Annotated in this window: 17 protein-coding genes; 9 read left to right on the top strand and 8 right to left on the bottom strand. The window is 70.7% G+C overall.

The genetic code is table 11. The annotated features are described in order from the left end of the window. Positions 1-85 precede the first annotated feature (85 nt). From BJ964_RS28570 to BJ964_RS28550, 5 genes are all read left to right on the top strand, one after another. Positions 86-529 carry a hypothetical protein gene (locus BJ964_RS28570; protein ID WP_188123566.1) on the top strand — a complete coding sequence of 148 codons (444 nt, stop codon included), beginning with the start codon at positions 86-88 and terminating at the stop codon, positions 527-529. A 25-nt stretch (positions 530-554) separates the two neighbouring features. Further along, the gene (locus BJ964_RS28565; protein ID WP_188123565.1) at positions 555-1,358 is read left to right on the top strand and encodes a hypothetical protein; all 804 of its coding nucleotides are present in this window, start codon (positions 555-557) and stop codon (positions 1,356-1,358) included. A 191-nt stretch (positions 1,359-1,549) separates the two neighbouring features. Continuing rightward, complete coding sequence (locus tag BJ964_RS28560) at positions 1,550-2,461, top strand: ABC transporter ATP-binding protein (RefSeq protein WP_188123564.1); 912 nt, start codon at positions 1,550-1,552, stop codon at positions 2,459-2,461. Then, positions 2,458-3,984 carry an ABC transporter permease subunit gene (locus BJ964_RS28555; protein ID WP_188123563.1) on the top strand — a complete coding sequence of 509 codons (1,527 nt, stop codon included), beginning with the start codon at positions 2,458-2,460 and terminating at the stop codon, positions 3,982-3,984. The genes BJ964_RS28560 and BJ964_RS28555 overlap by 4 nt, the downstream gene beginning before the upstream one ends. Continuing rightward, the gene (locus BJ964_RS28550) at positions 3,981-4,724 is read left to right on the top strand and encodes an ABC transporter permease (RefSeq protein WP_188123562.1); all 744 of its coding nucleotides are present in this window, start codon (positions 3,981-3,983) and stop codon (positions 4,722-4,724) included. The genes BJ964_RS28555 and BJ964_RS28550 overlap by 4 nt, the downstream gene beginning before the upstream one ends. Positions 4,725-4,731: 7 nt before the next feature. On the opposite strand, the gene BJ964_RS28545 is transcribed toward BJ964_RS28550, so the two are convergent. Genes BJ964_RS28545 through BJ964_RS28520 form a run of 6 tightly spaced genes read right to left on the bottom strand, consistent with a single transcriptional unit; the run spans position 4,732 to position 9,992 of the window. Next, positions 4,732-5,931: an ABC transporter permease gene (locus tag BJ964_RS28545; protein WP_229806775.1), complete on the bottom strand. Its 1,200-nt coding sequence runs from the start codon at positions 5,929-5,931 to the stop codon at positions 4,732-4,734. Further along, positions 5,928-6,602 carry an ABC transporter ATP-binding protein gene (locus tag BJ964_RS28540; protein ID WP_188123561.1) on the bottom strand — a complete coding sequence of 225 codons (675 nt, stop codon included), beginning with the start codon at positions 6,600-6,602 and terminating at the stop codon, positions 5,928-5,930. Before BJ964_RS28540 ends, BJ964_RS28545 begins: the two co-directional genes overlap by 4 nt. Next, positions 6,599-7,630, bottom strand: coding sequence for a peptidoglycan-binding protein (locus BJ964_RS28535; protein WP_188123560.1), 1,032 nt, complete (start codon positions 7,628-7,630; stop codon positions 6,599-6,601). Before BJ964_RS28535 ends, BJ964_RS28540 begins: the two co-directional genes overlap by 4 nt. Next, entirely contained in the window at positions 7,630-8,121 is a 492-nt protein-coding gene (locus BJ964_RS28530; protein ID WP_188123559.1) for a hypothetical protein, read from the bottom strand. The genes BJ964_RS28535 and BJ964_RS28530 overlap by 1 nt, the downstream gene beginning before the upstream one ends. Positions 8,122-8,146: 25 nt before the next feature. Continuing rightward, the gene (locus tag BJ964_RS28525) at positions 8,147-9,325 is read right to left on the bottom strand and encodes a sensor histidine kinase (protein WP_229806774.1); all 1,179 of its coding nucleotides are present in this window, start codon (positions 9,323-9,325) and stop codon (positions 8,147-8,149) included. A gap of 13 nt (positions 9,326-9,338) precedes the next feature. Continuing rightward, the gene (locus tag BJ964_RS28520; RefSeq protein WP_188127213.1) at positions 9,339-9,992 is read right to left on the bottom strand and encodes a response regulator transcription factor; all 654 of its coding nucleotides are present in this window, start codon (positions 9,990-9,992) and stop codon (positions 9,339-9,341) included. Between the two features lie 136 nt (positions 9,993-10,128). Here BJ964_RS28520 and BJ964_RS28515 point away from each other — a divergent pair, with 136 nt between their 5' ends. From BJ964_RS28515 to BJ964_RS28505, 3 genes are all read left to right on the top strand, one after another. Continuing rightward, the gene (locus tag BJ964_RS28515; RefSeq protein ID WP_188123558.1) at positions 10,129-10,761 is read left to right on the top strand and encodes a PadR family transcriptional regulator; all 633 of its coding nucleotides are present in this window, start codon (positions 10,129-10,131) and stop codon (positions 10,759-10,761) included. 199 nt (positions 10,762-10,960) lie between these two features. Then, positions 10,961-11,908, top strand: coding sequence for an ABC transporter ATP-binding protein (locus BJ964_RS28510; protein WP_188123557.1), 948 nt, complete (start codon positions 10,961-10,963; stop codon positions 11,906-11,908). Positions 11,909-11,934: 26 nt separating this feature from the next. Further along, positions 11,935-12,681, top strand: a complete 747-nt coding sequence (locus BJ964_RS28505) for an ABC transporter permease (protein ID WP_229806773.1) — start codon at positions 11,935-11,937, stop codon at positions 12,679-12,681. A gap of 65 nt (positions 12,682-12,746) precedes the next feature. Here BJ964_RS28505 and BJ964_RS28500 read toward each other — a convergent pair whose 3' ends face one another. Further along, entirely contained in the window at positions 12,747-13,184 is a 438-nt protein-coding gene (locus BJ964_RS28500; protein ID WP_188123555.1) for a hypothetical protein, read from the bottom strand. Positions 13,185-13,285: 101 nt separating this feature from the next. On the opposite strand from BJ964_RS28500, the gene BJ964_RS28495 reads away from it, so the two are divergent. Further along, complete coding sequence (locus tag BJ964_RS28495; protein ID WP_239163896.1) at positions 13,286-14,497, top strand: ISAs1 family transposase; 1,212 nt, start codon at positions 13,286-13,288, stop codon at positions 14,495-14,497. Here BJ964_RS28495 and BJ964_RS28490 read toward each other — a convergent pair. Next, on the bottom strand, positions 14,447-14,869 hold the full coding sequence (locus BJ964_RS28490) for a hypothetical protein (protein WP_188123554.1): 423 nt from the start codon (positions 14,867-14,869) through the stop codon (positions 14,447-14,449). The genes BJ964_RS28495 and BJ964_RS28490 overlap by 51 nt on opposite strands. Positions 14,870-15,008 lie beyond the last annotated feature (139 nt).

Here is a 15,008-nt window from a genome sequence, read left to right as displayed (position 1 = left end):
TAAGGAATCGACAGCCTCGCATGGAGGCGTTATGGTGCTCGCGGCATGGGAGCGCTCCCACTCCCCCATCCCCATGGAGGTTTTCATGCGCAACGCCATCATCCTGCTCGCCGGCGGGATCCTGCTCACCGCGACAGCCTGCGGCACCGCCGCCGACACCGCCGCACCAGCCGGCAGCGCGGCGGTCGTCGCCCCGGGCGTCGCGACCGGCTGTCAGGCGCTCGCCAAAGCATATGGGGCCAACATGGCGCCGTTCGCCAAGGCGCTCACCGAGACGGTCTCCGACCCCAAGGCGGCGTCCAAGGCCCAGCAGGCCCTGGCCAGTTTCGCCACCGCGGTCGACGACGCCACGAAGGGCAGCGAGGACGCCCAGCTACGTACCGACGGGAAGAAGGCCGCCGAACAGCTGCGCACCAAGTCGGGTGACGCCAAGTTCTTCCAGGCCATCAAGACGCCCGAGGACGTCAACAAGACGATGGGCCAGAACCTGACCGAATGGCTGTCCCCCGTGCAGCGTCACTGCCAGTGACCGTCCGGGCTGACATCATGGCGAGATGGCGACGAACGCCCGGATCAAGCCGATCGAAACCGCCACGAGCCGCGGCTGGGACGACTGGCTGACGTTCCTGGCCGGCATCGGCGCGGAGGACCTGTGCCACCGCGCCATCGTGGCCAGGGTGCACAAGGAGCTGGAGGCCACCGGCATCGACTCGCCCGGCTGGTGGGCACAGTCGGTGACGGTGGCGTACGAGCAGTACGTCGGCCGCCGGCTGCCCGGCCAGCGCCCGGACGGCACGTTCGAGGTGAGCGTGAGCCGGGCCACCCGTCTCGGCATGGCCGCGTTGATGGACGCGTGGACCGGGTTCGCGGCGGCGGACCCGCACACCGCCGGGCTGCTCGCCGCCCCGCCCCGGGTGAGCGGCACCGAACGGCGGATCACCTGGCGGGTCAAGACCCCGGACGGTACGGCGATCGCCGTCACCAGCGAGCCCAAGCCGAACGGCACGGCATCGCTGGTGGCCACGCATTCGGGCCTGCCCTCACCGGAATCCGCCGCCGAGGCCCGCCAGATCTGGACGGACACCGTGACCCGCTTCCTGGAGTCGGCCGCGGCCCGCCGAGCCGGGACGGTCAGGCGGGTTCGGGACGGTCAGGCGGGCTCCGGGACCGCTTCGGGCTCGTCCGGGACAGGCGTGGCGGGCACCGGTATGGCCGGGACCGGATCGGGCGGTGGCGGGGGCAGCGGGTCGGGGTTGTCGGGAGACAGCTCGCCCGGGTCGTCGGGGATCGGCGCGCCCGGATCAAGGGGCGGATATTTGTCCGGATTCGATGGGATACTCGCCATAGGCATCGGGTGACCTCCTTGCGATTTCGCCCGATTCTGAACAGATCGCCTACCCGCCCACGTCACCCGGTAAACGGTTGACCGGAAAGTCAGCACCAGGTCAGCGGACCGGCGGCGCGACGTGTTGGAAGGGGCCGGCACCTGACAACGGTGTGACAGCCGGCGATAGGCCGGTGTTACCGCCCGCCCCGTAGACCTGGCGGCATGAACGTCACCGTGGACAGTGTGCACAAGCGCTACGGCCCGGCCGTGGCGCTGGACGGGATGTCCTTCACCGTCGAGCCGGGGCGGGTCACCGGGTTCGCCGGGCCCAACGGCGCCGGAAAGTCGACCACCCTGCGGGTGATCCTCGGCCTGGACCGGCCGGATTCCGGCGCCGCCCTGATCGATGGGCGCCGCTACCGGGATCTGGACCGGCCGCTGTGTCATGTGGGCTCGCTGCTCGACGCGGGCGCGTTGCAGGCCGGCCGGTCCGCCCGCAACCACCTGCTGTGGCTGGCGTACTCGCAAGGTCTGCCCGCCCGCCGGGCCGGTGAGGTGCTGGAGCTGACCGGGCTCGCCGCGGTGGGCCGCCGCGCGGCCGGTGGCTTCTCGCTCGGCATGCGGCAGCGGCTGGGGATAGCGGCCGCGATGCTCGGGGACCCGCCGGTGCTGCTGCTGGACGAGCCGTTCAACGGGATGGATCCGGACGGCATCATCTGGATGCGGGGTTTCCTGCGGTCGCTGGCCGCCGAGGGCCGGGCCGTGCTGCTGTCCAGCCATCTGATGAACGAGCTCGAGGACGTGGCCGATCACGTGGTGGTGTGCGGCCGGGGCCGGGTCATCGCCGACGCGGACCTCACCCAGCTGCTGGCCCGGACGGCGCGGGGCCGGATCACGGTACGCACCGGCGATCCGGCCGCGGTGGCGGCACTGACCGGCGGCGGGGCGACGGTCGCCGAGGACGGTCCCGGTCTGCTGCACGTCGGCGGGGTCGAGGCCGAGGCGGTGGTGATGCTGCTCAACCGTGCCGGGATCCGGTTCTCCGAGGTGTCCGCCTACCGGCCCGGCCTCGAGGAGGCGTACCTGGAGCTGACCCGGGACGCGGTCGTCTACCGGGCGGAGGCGGCGCGATGACCGGGTTCGGGCGGCTACTGCGTGCCGAGTGGACGAAGCTGCGGACGGTCCGTGGCTGGATGGCGGCGCTGCTGGGCGGCATCGCCGCGATGGTCGCGCTCGGCACGCTGACCGGCATGCAGGGCACCTGCACCCAGGACACGTGCGCCCAGCCGATCGGCCCGGAGGGGCAGGAGGTGCGGGACGCGTTCACGTTCCTGCACCGTCCGCTGACCGGCGACGGCAGCATCACGGTGCGCCTGACGTCGATGACCGGGATCCTGCCATCGGTCGGCGAGGAGCAGGAGGCACCCGGCAAGGAACAGCAGACATCCGGCAAGGAACAGCAGGAACAGGTCACCGGCCTCACCCCGTGGGCCAAGACCGGTTTGATGATCAAGAACGGTACGCAGCCCGGCGCCACCTACGCGGCGATCATGATGACCGGCGCGCACGGCGTACGCATGCAGCACGATTTCGCGCACGACGCCGCCGGGTCGCCGGGAGGCGTACCCCTGTGGTTGCGCCTGACCCGCGAGGGTGACGTGATCATCGGAGAGGAATCGGCAGATGGCCGCTCCTGGACGAAGGTCCGGGAGGTCCGTCTCGACGGTCTGGCGGAAACCGTGCAGGCCGGCATGTTCGCGACGTCGCCGCAGCACAGCGAGATCGTCCAGAACCTGGTCGGCACGTCGGTGGCCGACGGGCCGAGCGAGGCGACCGGCGAGTTCGACCAGGTGCGGCTGGACGGCGACTGGCCGGCCGGAAACTGGGCGGGAACCCGGATCGGGGGTCCGGACGATCTGGATCGGAGCGGCTTCGACGCCGACGGTCCGGAGTACTCGGTGACCGGCTCGGGTGACGTCTCCCCCGCCGTCGCCGGGGTGGCCGGGATCGGTGCGACGATCACGCAGACGCTGGTGGGCACGTTCGTGGCGCTGCTCGCCGTGGTGGTGCTCGGCGCCGTGTTCATGACCGCGGAATACCGGCGTGGGCTGGTGCGCACCACGCTGACGGCGGCCCCGCACCGTGGCCACTTCTTGGCGGCCAAGGCGATCGTGCTCGGATCCGTCACCTTCGTGGCCGGCGTGGTCGCGGCGGCCGTGCTGGTCGAGGTCGGCGGCCGGATGCTGATCTCCCGCGGCGTCTACCTGCATCCCGCCACGACCCCGATCAAAATCCAGATCATCATCGGTACGGGCCTGCTGCTCGCGTGTTCGGCCGTGCTCGCCCTGGCGCTCGGCGCGATCCTGCGCCGCAGTCTCACCGCGGTGACCACCGGGATCGCGCTGATCGTCCTGCCCTACCTGGTGACGGTCACCGCGGTGTCCGGGGCCGCGGCCGACTGGGTGCTGCGGGTGACACCGGCCGCCGCGTTCGCCGTGCAGCAGAGCACCCCGGAGTATCCGCAGGTCGACAACCTGTACACGGCCGCGCAGGGATTCTTCCCGTTGCCCGCGTGGGGCGGGTTCGCGGTGCTGGCCGCCTGGACCGCGGCCGCGCTGGCCGGCGCCGCCGTTCTGCTGCGCCGGAGGGACGCGTGACCGCCCGGAGCCGGGCCACCACCGGGAGCCGCGATCACCGCCGCGTGTTCGGCGCCGGCCGATCCGTGGCGCACGCCGAGTGGACGAAGCTGCGGACCACGCCCGGCCTCATCCGGCTGCTCGTGACCGCGGCGGCCGTGACGGCGGCCATCGGTGTTCTGGCCATCCTGAACAGCGGCTGCCCGCGCACCGACTGTGGCGTCGCGATGGCGTTCACCGGCGTCCGGGCCGGGCAGGCGGTGGTCGCGATCGCCGGTGTGCTGATCATCGGCGACGAGTACCGGACCGGCATGATCCGCGTGACGCTGGCCGCGACACCGCGCCGCGTCCACGTACTGATCGGCAAGATCGTCGTGCTGGCCGCCGCCGTCACCCCGGCCGCGGTGGCCGGGGTGACGGGCGCGCTCCTGCCGGTCCACGACCATCCCGGGGTGTTGCGGGCCGCCGTCGGCGCGGTCCTCTACCTGGTGCTCATCGCACTGCTCAGCCTGGGTGTGGCCACGATGCTGCGCGGGCCGGCCGCGGCGATCGGCACGGTGCTCGGCCTGCTGTACGTCCTGCCGGTCGTCGCGGCCGCGATGCCGGACGAGCGCTGGGAACGCCGCCTCCAGCGGATCAGCCCGGACGCGGCCCTCGCCGTGGCGGACACCGGCGATCTGGCCAGGCTGGCGGTGCTGGTGTGGTGGGTGACGGCGGTCCTGGCCGTGGCGGCGCTCCTGCTGCGCCGCCGGGACGCCTGAATCGCCCTCAGGGGTTGGCCAGAGCCTCGGTGGGTGGGAGGCGGGCGGCGCGCACGGCCGGATAGAAGCCGGCCAGGCCGCCGATCAACAGGGTGGCGGCGACGCCGCCGCCCATCGCCCACGGGGGCACCACGGCGGCCCAGCCCTGGGTGGCGGCGAAGGCGGCCGTGATGCCGATGCCGAGGGCGACGCCGCCGGCACCACCGAGCAGGGACAGCAGCAGGGCCTCGGCCAGGAACTGGGTGCGGATCTGGCCCCGGGTGGCGCCCAGGGAACGGCGCAGGCCGATCTCGGAGCGGCGTTCCAGGACCGAGATGACCATCGTGTTGGCCACGCCGATGCCACCGACCAGCAGGGCCACGGCGCCCAGGCCGAGCAGCAGGGCGTTGAGCGTACGGCGGGTCTCCAGCTGGGCTTTCAGCACCTCGGACGGGCGGGAGACGGTGGCCTCGCCGGGGTTCTCCGGGTTGGCGGCGGCGCCGAGCAGCGGCTGTACGGCCGTGACCGCGCTCTGCTGTGGACGGGTGTAGACGGTGGTCGGGTAGCCGTCGAAGCCGAGTTCGCGTTCGGCCACCGGCCAGCCGACGAAGGCGCCGTAGTCGAGGTCGGTGAGCAGGTCGTTGGGGGCCAGGATGCCGACCACGGTGAACCATCGGCCGCCGAGCCAGACCAGCTGGTCCGGGCCGGTCTCGTAGACGGCCAGGGATCTCGCGGCGGTCCAGCCGAGCACCACGGCCGGGTAGGCGGTGTGCGCCTCGGTGAGCCAGGACCCGGCGACGGTACGGGCGCCGGCCACCGTGGGCAGGTCGGTCCGGGCCGCGTAGACCACGATGCCGCCGGTGCGCTCCGTGGGAATGTGGTCGTTGCGGTAGACCCGTACGCCGGTGCGCCCGACGGCCGAAACGGTGTCGACGGCCGGCAGCGCGCCGATCATGCTGACCGCCGTGGTCGGCAGGTGCGACCCCTCTCCCGCTGTGACGGTCAGCAGGTTGGTGCCGAACGAGCTGAGCCGCCGGTCCAGTTCGTGGGTCGAGGACGCGGAGATGCCCATGACCCCGACCATCGCGGCGATGCCGATCGCGATGCCGAGCGCGGACAGGAACACCCGCAGCGGACGTGAGCGCAGGCCGTGCCCGCCGACCCGGATCACGTCGGCGACCGGCATTCTGGCCGGAACCAGCGGCGGGGCGCTCGCAAGCTCGCTCATGCCCGTACCCCTGAAATGATCTTGCCGTCTTTGAGCCGGACCTGTCGCGGCAGCGAGGCCGCGATGTCGCGATCGTGGGTGATCACCACGATCGTGGTGCCGGCGTCGTTGAGGTCGCGCAGCAGCGCCATCACGGTCTCTCCGGATTGTGAGTCGAGGGCGCCGGTCGGCTCGTCGGCCATGAGCAGCGGCGGATCGCCGAGGACGGCGCGGGCGATGGCGACCCGCTGCTGTTCGCCGCCGGACAGCTGATGCGGCAGGTGCCTCATCCGGTGGCCGAGGCCGACCCGGTGCAGCGCCCGCTCGGCGGCCTGCCGCCGGAAGCCGCGCGACCTGCCGGTGTAGAGCAGGCCGTCGGCGACGATGTCGATCGCCGGAACCCCGCGGGCCAGGTGGAACTGCTGAAAGACGAAGCCGATGGCACGGGCACGCAACACCGACAGCTCCCGGTCGCTGAGCGCGCCGACGTCGTACCCGTCGATGCGCAGCGTCCCGGTGGTGGGCCGGTCGAGGGTGCCCATGATGTGCAGCAGGGTCGACTTCCCGGAGCCGGACGGACCGACGACGGCGAGCAGTTCCCCACGGTCGATGCGCAGGTCGGCGTCGTCGAGGGCGATCACGTCGCCGTACCGTTTGGAGACTCCGGACAACTCGACCACGGGTGCGGTCATGCCGGCACCCCCACGGAGAGTCCCTCGGTGACGCCGTCGCCGGAGATCTCCACGTAGCCGCCGGAGAACAGCCCGGTCGTGACCGGCAGATACTCGCCACCGGTCATCACGGCATAGCCGCCACCGGACCGCGCGACCAGGGCGGTGACCGGTACGGCGAGCACGTCCTCGCGGGTCTCGGCGGCGAGAATCACCTGGACCGTCGCCACCTGGTAGCGGCCCAGCTTCTTCTGATCGGGTACGGCGAGTTCGACGGGCAGGGTGGCGCCGCCCTTCTCCTGCGAGGTGGGTGTGCCGATGTCGGTGACCCGCGCGGTGACGCCCGTGCCGTCGGGCAGTTCGACGGTCGCCGTGGTGCCGTTCCGGACCAGGTCGGCGTAGTCGGTGTCCAGGTCGACGGTGACGACACGGGTGGTGCCGGTCCAGCGCAGCAGCACGCCGGACGCGGCGGCGCCGGTCTGCGTGGCGACCTCGGCGACGCGACGTGCCCCCGATGACACCACGGCGTCGCCCGGTTCGATCCGGCCGGTTTCGGTGCGGCCCAGGTCTTCCTGCCAGTCGCGGACCGCGGCCGCTGTCGACGACGTGTATTCGGTGTCGACCGTGAATCCGGTGTAGCCGAGGGCATGCAGGTTGCGTTCCAGCTGCCGGACGTCGGCGCCCTCGCTGCCGGCGGACAGCGTGCGGTAGAGCGGGATCGTGCCGTAGAGCAGCGGGACCCGCCGCTGGTCGACGCGGTAGACGGTGTCGCCGCGCTGCAGGACATCGCCCTCGCCGGGCAGCCAGGTGACCATGCCGCCGCCGGCCGGTGGCGCCTGCACCCCGGTGGTGTCACCGAAGCCGAGGTCGCCGCCGACCTTCTCGGTACGGGTCAGGGTGCGCTTCTCGACGGTGGCGGTGGCCGGTGGCCCGGCGAGCGCCACGTCACCGGTGTCGCCGTCGCCGCCGAGCATCCCGGTGCCGGCGGCGACCGCGATCACGGTGGCACCCAGGGCCGGCAGCACGAGCAGGGTTCGTTTCGGGGCCATCAGTCCAGGTCCTCGAAATGCGTGTTGCCGCCGGGATCTTGGGAGTCGCAGGCTTCTCGGGCGTCCTTGAACTGCGAGGAATCGGGCTCGATGCCCGTACCGGTGAGAATGATTTTGATGGTGTTGCCCTCGACCTCGGGATCGGGGAACTTCGGCAGTTTTCCGCGCATGCATGTGGCCCAGGCGGTGACCTTCGCCGGATCGACGGGGTCGCTGTCGCCGGCATCGCCCTGCGGCTGCTTGTCGCGGCAGGCCTCCTCCGCCTTCTTCAGCACCGCGTCGTCGACCTTCGGCAATTCCATGCCGACACCGTTGTCCTCCCGCACCGGGTCGGGGGCGTTCGGGATGCCGTTCTCCCGCAGGCATTTCGCGTAGTCCATCGCCTGCTGGAAGTGGTCCTCGTCCGATCCGTCCAGCGCTCCGCCGCAGCCGGAAAGCAGTGTTCCGCACAGGAGCGCGGCGACCGTCCAGGCCGTTCTGGTCTTCGTCATGCCGGGATTTCTACGCCCCGGCCGGTCACACGGCGGGCACATTCTCCGGCGGGAAACGAATGGTGACGGCGAGCCCGCCGTCGGGCCGGGCGCGCACCGAAAGCTCGGCGGAGTGGGCGGTCGCGATGGCCGCCACGATGGACAGACCCAGGCCGTGGTGGCCGTCGTCGGCGGTCCGGTTGAGCCGCTGGAACGGGGTGAGCAGCCGGTCCACCAGCTCCGGCGGGACCGGCGGCCCGGTGTTGGTCACCGTCAGGAAGCAGCGGCCGTCCTCGGCGCCGGTCGTCACGTCGACCCGCCCGTCCGGGACGTTGTAGCTGATCGCGTTGTCGACCAGGTTGGCCAGAAGCCGTTCGATCAGCACCGGATCGCCGGTGATACGGGCCGGTGCCAGGTCGGCCGCCACGGTGAAGTCGTGACGGCGCGCGAAGGACCGTCCCACGTCGCCGGCCAGCCCGGCCAGATCGATGCTGTCGTGGCGGTCCAGGCCACGTTCGCTGGTCGCCAGCACCAGCAGCGATTCCAGCAGGCGGGCCTGCTGTTCACTGACCGCCATCAGCTCCTTGAACCGCTCCCGGAAGGTGTCGGCCGTCGCGTCCGGGTCGATGACGGCCTCCTCCAGCAGGGCGTGTTCCAACGTCAGCGGGGTACGCAGCTCGTGTGCCGCGTTGGCGACGAACCGCCGGTGCGAGTCGAGGGCCGATTCCAGTCGCCCGAGCAGACCGTCGACCGTGTCGGCGAGGTTCTTCAGCTCGTCACGCGGGCCCGGAGCGTCCAAGCGTTCGTGCACGTTGTGCGCCGAGATGCGCTGGATGGTGCCGGTCATGGTCTGCAACGGGCGCAGCAGCCGTCCGGACACCACCCAGCCCAGGCCGATCGAGATGACCGACATGACGCCGAGCGCCACACAGCCCTGGACGACCAGCAGGTGCATGACCTCGGCCTTCTCCATGCTGACCTGCTCGCGGGCGGCCGCGACCACCTGGCGCAGATCCGCGGGCAGCTCGGAGTCCGGCGGCGCGGTGTCGCCCAGCACGACGGCGGTGATGATCTCGCGGCCGTCCGTCGATCTCTCGACCGACAGCGAGGAGGCGCCCCGGTTGTAGGCGACCAGGGCGTAGGTGATGGTCAGCAGCAGGCCGCCGGAGAACAGGAAGAGCAGGCCGTACAGCAGGGTGAGCCGCAACCGGACCGTCAAGCCCACCAGGGTTCCCCTCTCAGATGCGGTAACCGGCGCGGGGCACGGTCTCGATGACGGGTGGCTCGCCCAGTTTGGCGCGAAGCCGGTTCATGGTGGCCTTGACCGTCGTGGTGAACGGGTCGGCGGCCTCGTCCCACACCCGTTCCAGCAGCTCCTCGGCGGACACCACCCGGCCCCGGGAGGTGAGCAGGTACTCCAGGACGGCCAGTTCCTTCGGGTTGAGCGGCAGCCGCTGCCCGGCGCGGGTCGCGACCCGCCGCGCCGGATCCAGCGTCAGGTCACCGTGCGCCAGCGTGGGCGGCACGGCGGGCTGGGTGCGGCGGCCCAGGGCGCGGATCCGGGCGACGAGTTCGGCGTACGCGAAAGGTTTGGGCAGATAGTCGTCGGCGCCCATGGTGAGGCCGAGCACCCGGTCGGCGAGCGTCCCGGCCGCCGTCAGCATGAGCACCCGGGTGCGCTGTGGCTCGCGCATCAGCTCCCCGCACACCTCGTCGCCGTGCACGCCGGGCAGGTCACGGTCGAGGACGACGACGTCGTAGTCGGTCTCGGCGGCGCGTTCCAGCGCGACCGTCCCGTCGTAGGCGACGTCGACGGCCATGCCCTCACGGCGCAGCACCCGGGCCACCGAGTCGGCGAGGCGGATCTGATCCTCGACCACCAGGACTCTCAACACGCCACCTCCGCCGTTCGCCGCCAGCCTACGACCTGGGCGGTCACACGGCTGTCACAGCGATTTCCGGGGCTTTGCATCTGCACTCGGATGAGTAATACTCGTACCCGAGTATTACGACGGCGAGGGAGCGGGGATGGCGCAGCGACGGAAGGTGGGCAACCTGCTCGGGCTGCACATCATGGCCACGCTCTCGACGACGCCGCTGCATCCGTACGAGATCGCCGCCCACATGCGCACCCGCAACAAGGACCAGGACCTCAAGATCCAGTGGGGCTCGCTCTACACCGTGGTGCAGAACCTGGAAAAGCACGGCTTCATCGAGGCGGCCGAGACCGTCCGGGCCGGCCGCCGCCCGGAGCGCACCGTCTACCGGCTCACCGACGCCGGCCGCGAGGAGATGAAGGACTGGCTGCGGGAGCTGGTCGGCCACCCCGTCCCCGAGTTCCCCCGCCTCCAGACGGCGCTGTCGGTGATCGGCGTCCTGCCGCCCGACGAGGTGATCGAGCTGCTGGAGCAGCGGCTGAGCGTGCTCGCCGTGGAGAACGACTCACAGCGCTCCAGCCTGCGCGGCGCCGCCCACGAGGTGCCCCGCGTCTTCCTGGTCGAAAGCGAGTTCCAGCTGGCGATGCGGGAGGCCGAGGCGGCCTGGATCGAGCGGCTCCTCAAGGAGCTGCGTGACGGCTCGCTCGGCGGCCTCGACCTGTGGCGGCATTACCACGAGACCGGTGAGACGCCGGACTTCACGAGTTTCCCGGAGCCGCCGTAGGCGTGAACCGGTTTCCCGGAGCCGCCGTAGGCGCGTCCCGGGAGAAACGGCGGTTTCCGGGCCGGGTGCGGGAACACCCGGCCCGGAAACCGCCACCCCAACACACCGATCCGCGGGAACGGGCCGGCGCATCCGAGGCGTGTCGCAGCATCGAGGATAGCCGGGGCCGGGTCCGCGGCCGTCCGCATGGAGTCATCCCATGACAGATGCCGTCACGGCATGTGATCTCGGCAAGTCCTATCCCGGCGGCGTCCGGGCCCTCGACGGGCTCTCGCTGACCGTCCGCGCCGGCGAGGTCTTCGGGCTGCTCGGCCCGAACGGCGCCGGCAAGTCCACCACCGTCAAGATCCTGACGACGCTGGCCCGTCCGGATTCCGGCACGGCCACCGTCGCCGGCCACGACGTCCTGCGCCATCCCGACCGGGTGCGGCGCGCCATCGGCGTGGTCGCGCAGCGATCGGGCCTCGACCCGATGGCTTCCGGCCGCGACAATCTCACCCTTCAAGGCAGACTTTTCGGGGTACGGGGACGCGCACTCCACACGCGCGTCGGCGAACTGCTGGAACGCTTCGACCTCACCGATGCGGCCGGACGGGCCGTGCGCGGCTGGTCGGGTGGCATGCAGCGGCGCCTCGACGTCGCGATGGCCCTGGTGCACCGGCCCGAAGTGCTGTTCCTGGACGAGCCGACGACCGGGCTCGACCCCGAGGTGCGGGGCGCGATGTGGGCGGAGATCGGCCGGCTCGCCACCGAGGAGTCGATGGCGATCCTGCTGACCACCCACTATCTGGACGAGGCCGACCGGCTGGCCGCCCGGCTCGCCATCGTCGACGGCGGCCGGATCGTGGCCGAGGGAACGCCCGGGGAGCTGAAAGGGGAATTGCGCGGGGACGCCGTACACCTGGAATTGGAGAAAGCCGACGACGAGCCGCAGGCGCGGCAGGCGATCGGGACCGTCACCCGCTTGCGGGAGGTCTCCTTCGACGGCCGGCTGTTGAGCGCGCGGGCCGACGACGGCGCGGCCGCGGTTCCGGCCGCATTGGCCGCCCTCGAATCCGCCGGAGTGGGCGTCGCGACCGTCACCGTCGCCCGGCCCTCCCTGGACGACGTGTATCTGCGTCACGCGGGAAGGCGGTTCGCGGCATGACCACTCTCGTGACGCACACCTTCTGGATGACGAACCGGCGGCTGAAAGTGCTGGTGAAGCAGCCGGCATTCGTGCTGATCCTGCTGGTGCAGCCGGCGATCTGGCTGTTCCTGTTCGGCAATCTGTTCCGTCGGGTGGTCGAGCTCCCCGGTTTCGGGGCGGCCTCCTATCTGGATTACCTGGTCCCCGGCGTGGTGGTGATGACCGCCGTGTCGTCGAACATGTGGGCCGGCATGGGCATGCTCGAGGAGATCGAGCGCGGCACCATGAACCGGCTGCTCACCACCCCGGTGGCACGCAGCGCGATCATGAATGCGGCGGTCGTCGAGCAGGCGCTGAGCACCTCCGTCCAGGTGGTGGCGATCATTCTGCTCGGGCTTGTCGCGGGCGCCGAATATCCGGGTGGCGTGGCCGGGCTGACGGTTCTGACCGTGGCGGCGATCCTTCTCGGGACGATTTTCAGCGCTCTTTCCAACACGGTCGGCATGCTGGCCCGGCAACGGGAGACGATCATCGGGATCAACACGATGCTGCTGTTGCCGCTCACTTTCCTGTCGTCGGCGTTCATGGCCGAGACGCTGATGCCGGAATGGATGCGGACGGTGGCGGCTGCCAATCCGGTGAACTGGGCGCTCGACGCGGCGCGGGCCGCGATGAGCACCGATCCGGAATGGGAGACCGTGCTGATCCGGGGCGGATGGTTGCTGGCGGCGGCGGTCGGGATGCTGCTGCTGTCGACGCGCACGTTCCGCGCGTACCAGAAATCGGTCTGAGGAATGGTCCGGCCGGCGGGCTCACCCCCGCCGGCCGGGCCGCGTGATCCGGCTTCCCCGGACCGTCAACCGAGCTGTCCGAGGATGATCGAACCCGCGACGAACAACAGGATCAGCGGTGCCGTACGCATGACCGCGTGCCTGGACGGACGACCGGCACCGCGCAGGAATGTGACGCCGAGGGGTACGAACGCCACGGTGATCCCGGCGACCTGCACCACGGATGCCCAGGTGCTCCCCTTGAGAACCCCGACCATCAGGCCGGACATCAGGGCCAGGGCGATCGAGGGCGCCAGGCGCAGGACGCCGGCGAGCAGACAACCACCGGCGAGGACGATCCAGCCGGCCATCACCGCGATGGTGAGGCTGGACGCCACCCATTCCGGATAGCCGTAGTAGTCGCCGACGGCCCGGGTCGCGGTGATCTGGCCAAGGCTGTCGGAGAGGGAGAGGGCCAGGGCGATTGCGTAGTCCGAAGGAGGACGTCTGAACTGGGGTTTCATGAGATGAGTGGCCTCTGTGGAGGCGAAGGTGGCGGGTGAGATCACATCGGTGATCATGAAGTTCTCTACGCCGCACGAAGCTCCGAGGACCTCACCCGCCGATGGCATCATCTCTCATCACCGCACTGACCGTCACGACACCCCACGCCATCGGCGCACCCGCACTGATCACCGACGGTGAACACAACGGGTTGCTGCACGCGCTCGCAAAGGTTCCGGATCCACGTGACCCACGAGGAATCCGCTACCCGCTGGCCGCGGTACTGGCAGTCGCGGTCTGCGCGGTCATAGCCGGCGCATCATCATTCGCGGCGATCACCGACTGGCTCCATGACCTCGACGAACACGCCCGCAACCGGCTCGGCTTCGGCAATGCCGTTCCCGCTTCGACAACGATGTGGCGACTACTGATCCGTCTCGACCCGACCCTGCTTGCCGCCGTTCTCGCAGGCTGGCTGCACACCCGAACCGACCCGCCGGGCCCACCACCACGCCGGTACCGCCGGGTGATCGCGATCGACGGCAAGACCCTGCGCGGCGCCCGCCTCGGCGACGGCCGTCAGGTCCACCTGATGTCCGCCCTGGACACCGCCACCGGGATTGTGCTCGCCCAGGTCACCGTGGACACGAAAAGCAACGAGATCACGTCGTTCGCACCGCTGCTCGACGCCGTCGAAACGGTCCTCGGAACCCTCGCCGGAGTCCTGTTCATCGCCGACGCCCTGCACACCCAAACCAGGCACGCCGACGAGGTCACCATCCGCCAGGCACACCTGCTCGTCCAGGTGAAAGGTAACCAGCCGACCCTGTTCAAGCAGCTCAAACGGCTTCCCTGGGCACAGATCCCGGTCGGTGACCGGACCCGCGACCGCGGACACGGCCGCCGCGAGACCCGCACCGTCAAAGCCGTCACCGTCGCCACGCCCGGCGGCATCACCTTCCCCCACGCCCAGCAGGCCGTCCGGATCACCCGGACCCGCATCATCGCAGGCAGGACCAGCCGAGAAACCGCCTACCTGACCGTGTCCCTACCCGCAGGCCAAGCCCTGCCCCGCGACCTGCAAACCTGGATCCGCCGGCACTGGCACATCGAGAACCGCCTCCATCACGTCCGCGACGTGACGTTCCGTGAAGACCAACACCAAGCCCGGACCGGAACCGGACCCGCCGTCATCGCGACCCTACGTAACACTGCGATCGGCTGGCACCGCACCACCGGCGCCACCAACATCGCCCGCGCCACCCGTCAAGCCAACCGCCGGTCAAACGACCTGATCACCGCAGTGACCAGCAGCTATCCGAGAACGCAATGACCCTGGGGAGAGGGCGAAGGTGTTGACGCCGTAGTGGAAGGCGCGGGCGAACAGCCCGAACATCACCAGGCTGCCACCCCACAGCGCCCAGCCCGGCCGGGTCTCGCCGATCCGGACGGCGACCGCGACGATCCCCGGCCACAGTGCGATGACGCCGGCCAGAAACAGCGCGTACGCGGTGGCGATCAGCGTGGGGTGCCGCTGATAGGCAGCCAGCTGATGTGGGAAGAAGAACGGGACGCCGAGTCGCAGGAGCGTGCCGGCCAGCAGGAGCAGAGGCCCGGCGATGAGGGACACGCCACCCATCCAGGGGCCGGGGAAGGTGAACGCCCGGTCGGCGGTGTGCGGCGAGTCGACTGTCACGGTGAGCATGCCTGGACTCTGCCGCCACCCCGAGGTGCGGCACATCGGGCCACGGAACGAATCCGCGGCCGTACCGCCGGGACGAGCCGGAGCGTGCGCCTGCTACCGGAGGATGACCACCCTGAGTCTGATGGCAACCAGGGCGGAC

It is taken from the genome of Actinoplanes lobatus (assembly GCF_014205215.1).
GTDB lineage: Bacteria > Actinomycetota > Actinomycetes > Mycobacteriales > Micromonosporaceae > Actinoplanes > Actinoplanes lobatus.
This window is presented reverse-complemented; position numbering and strand designations above follow the sequence as displayed.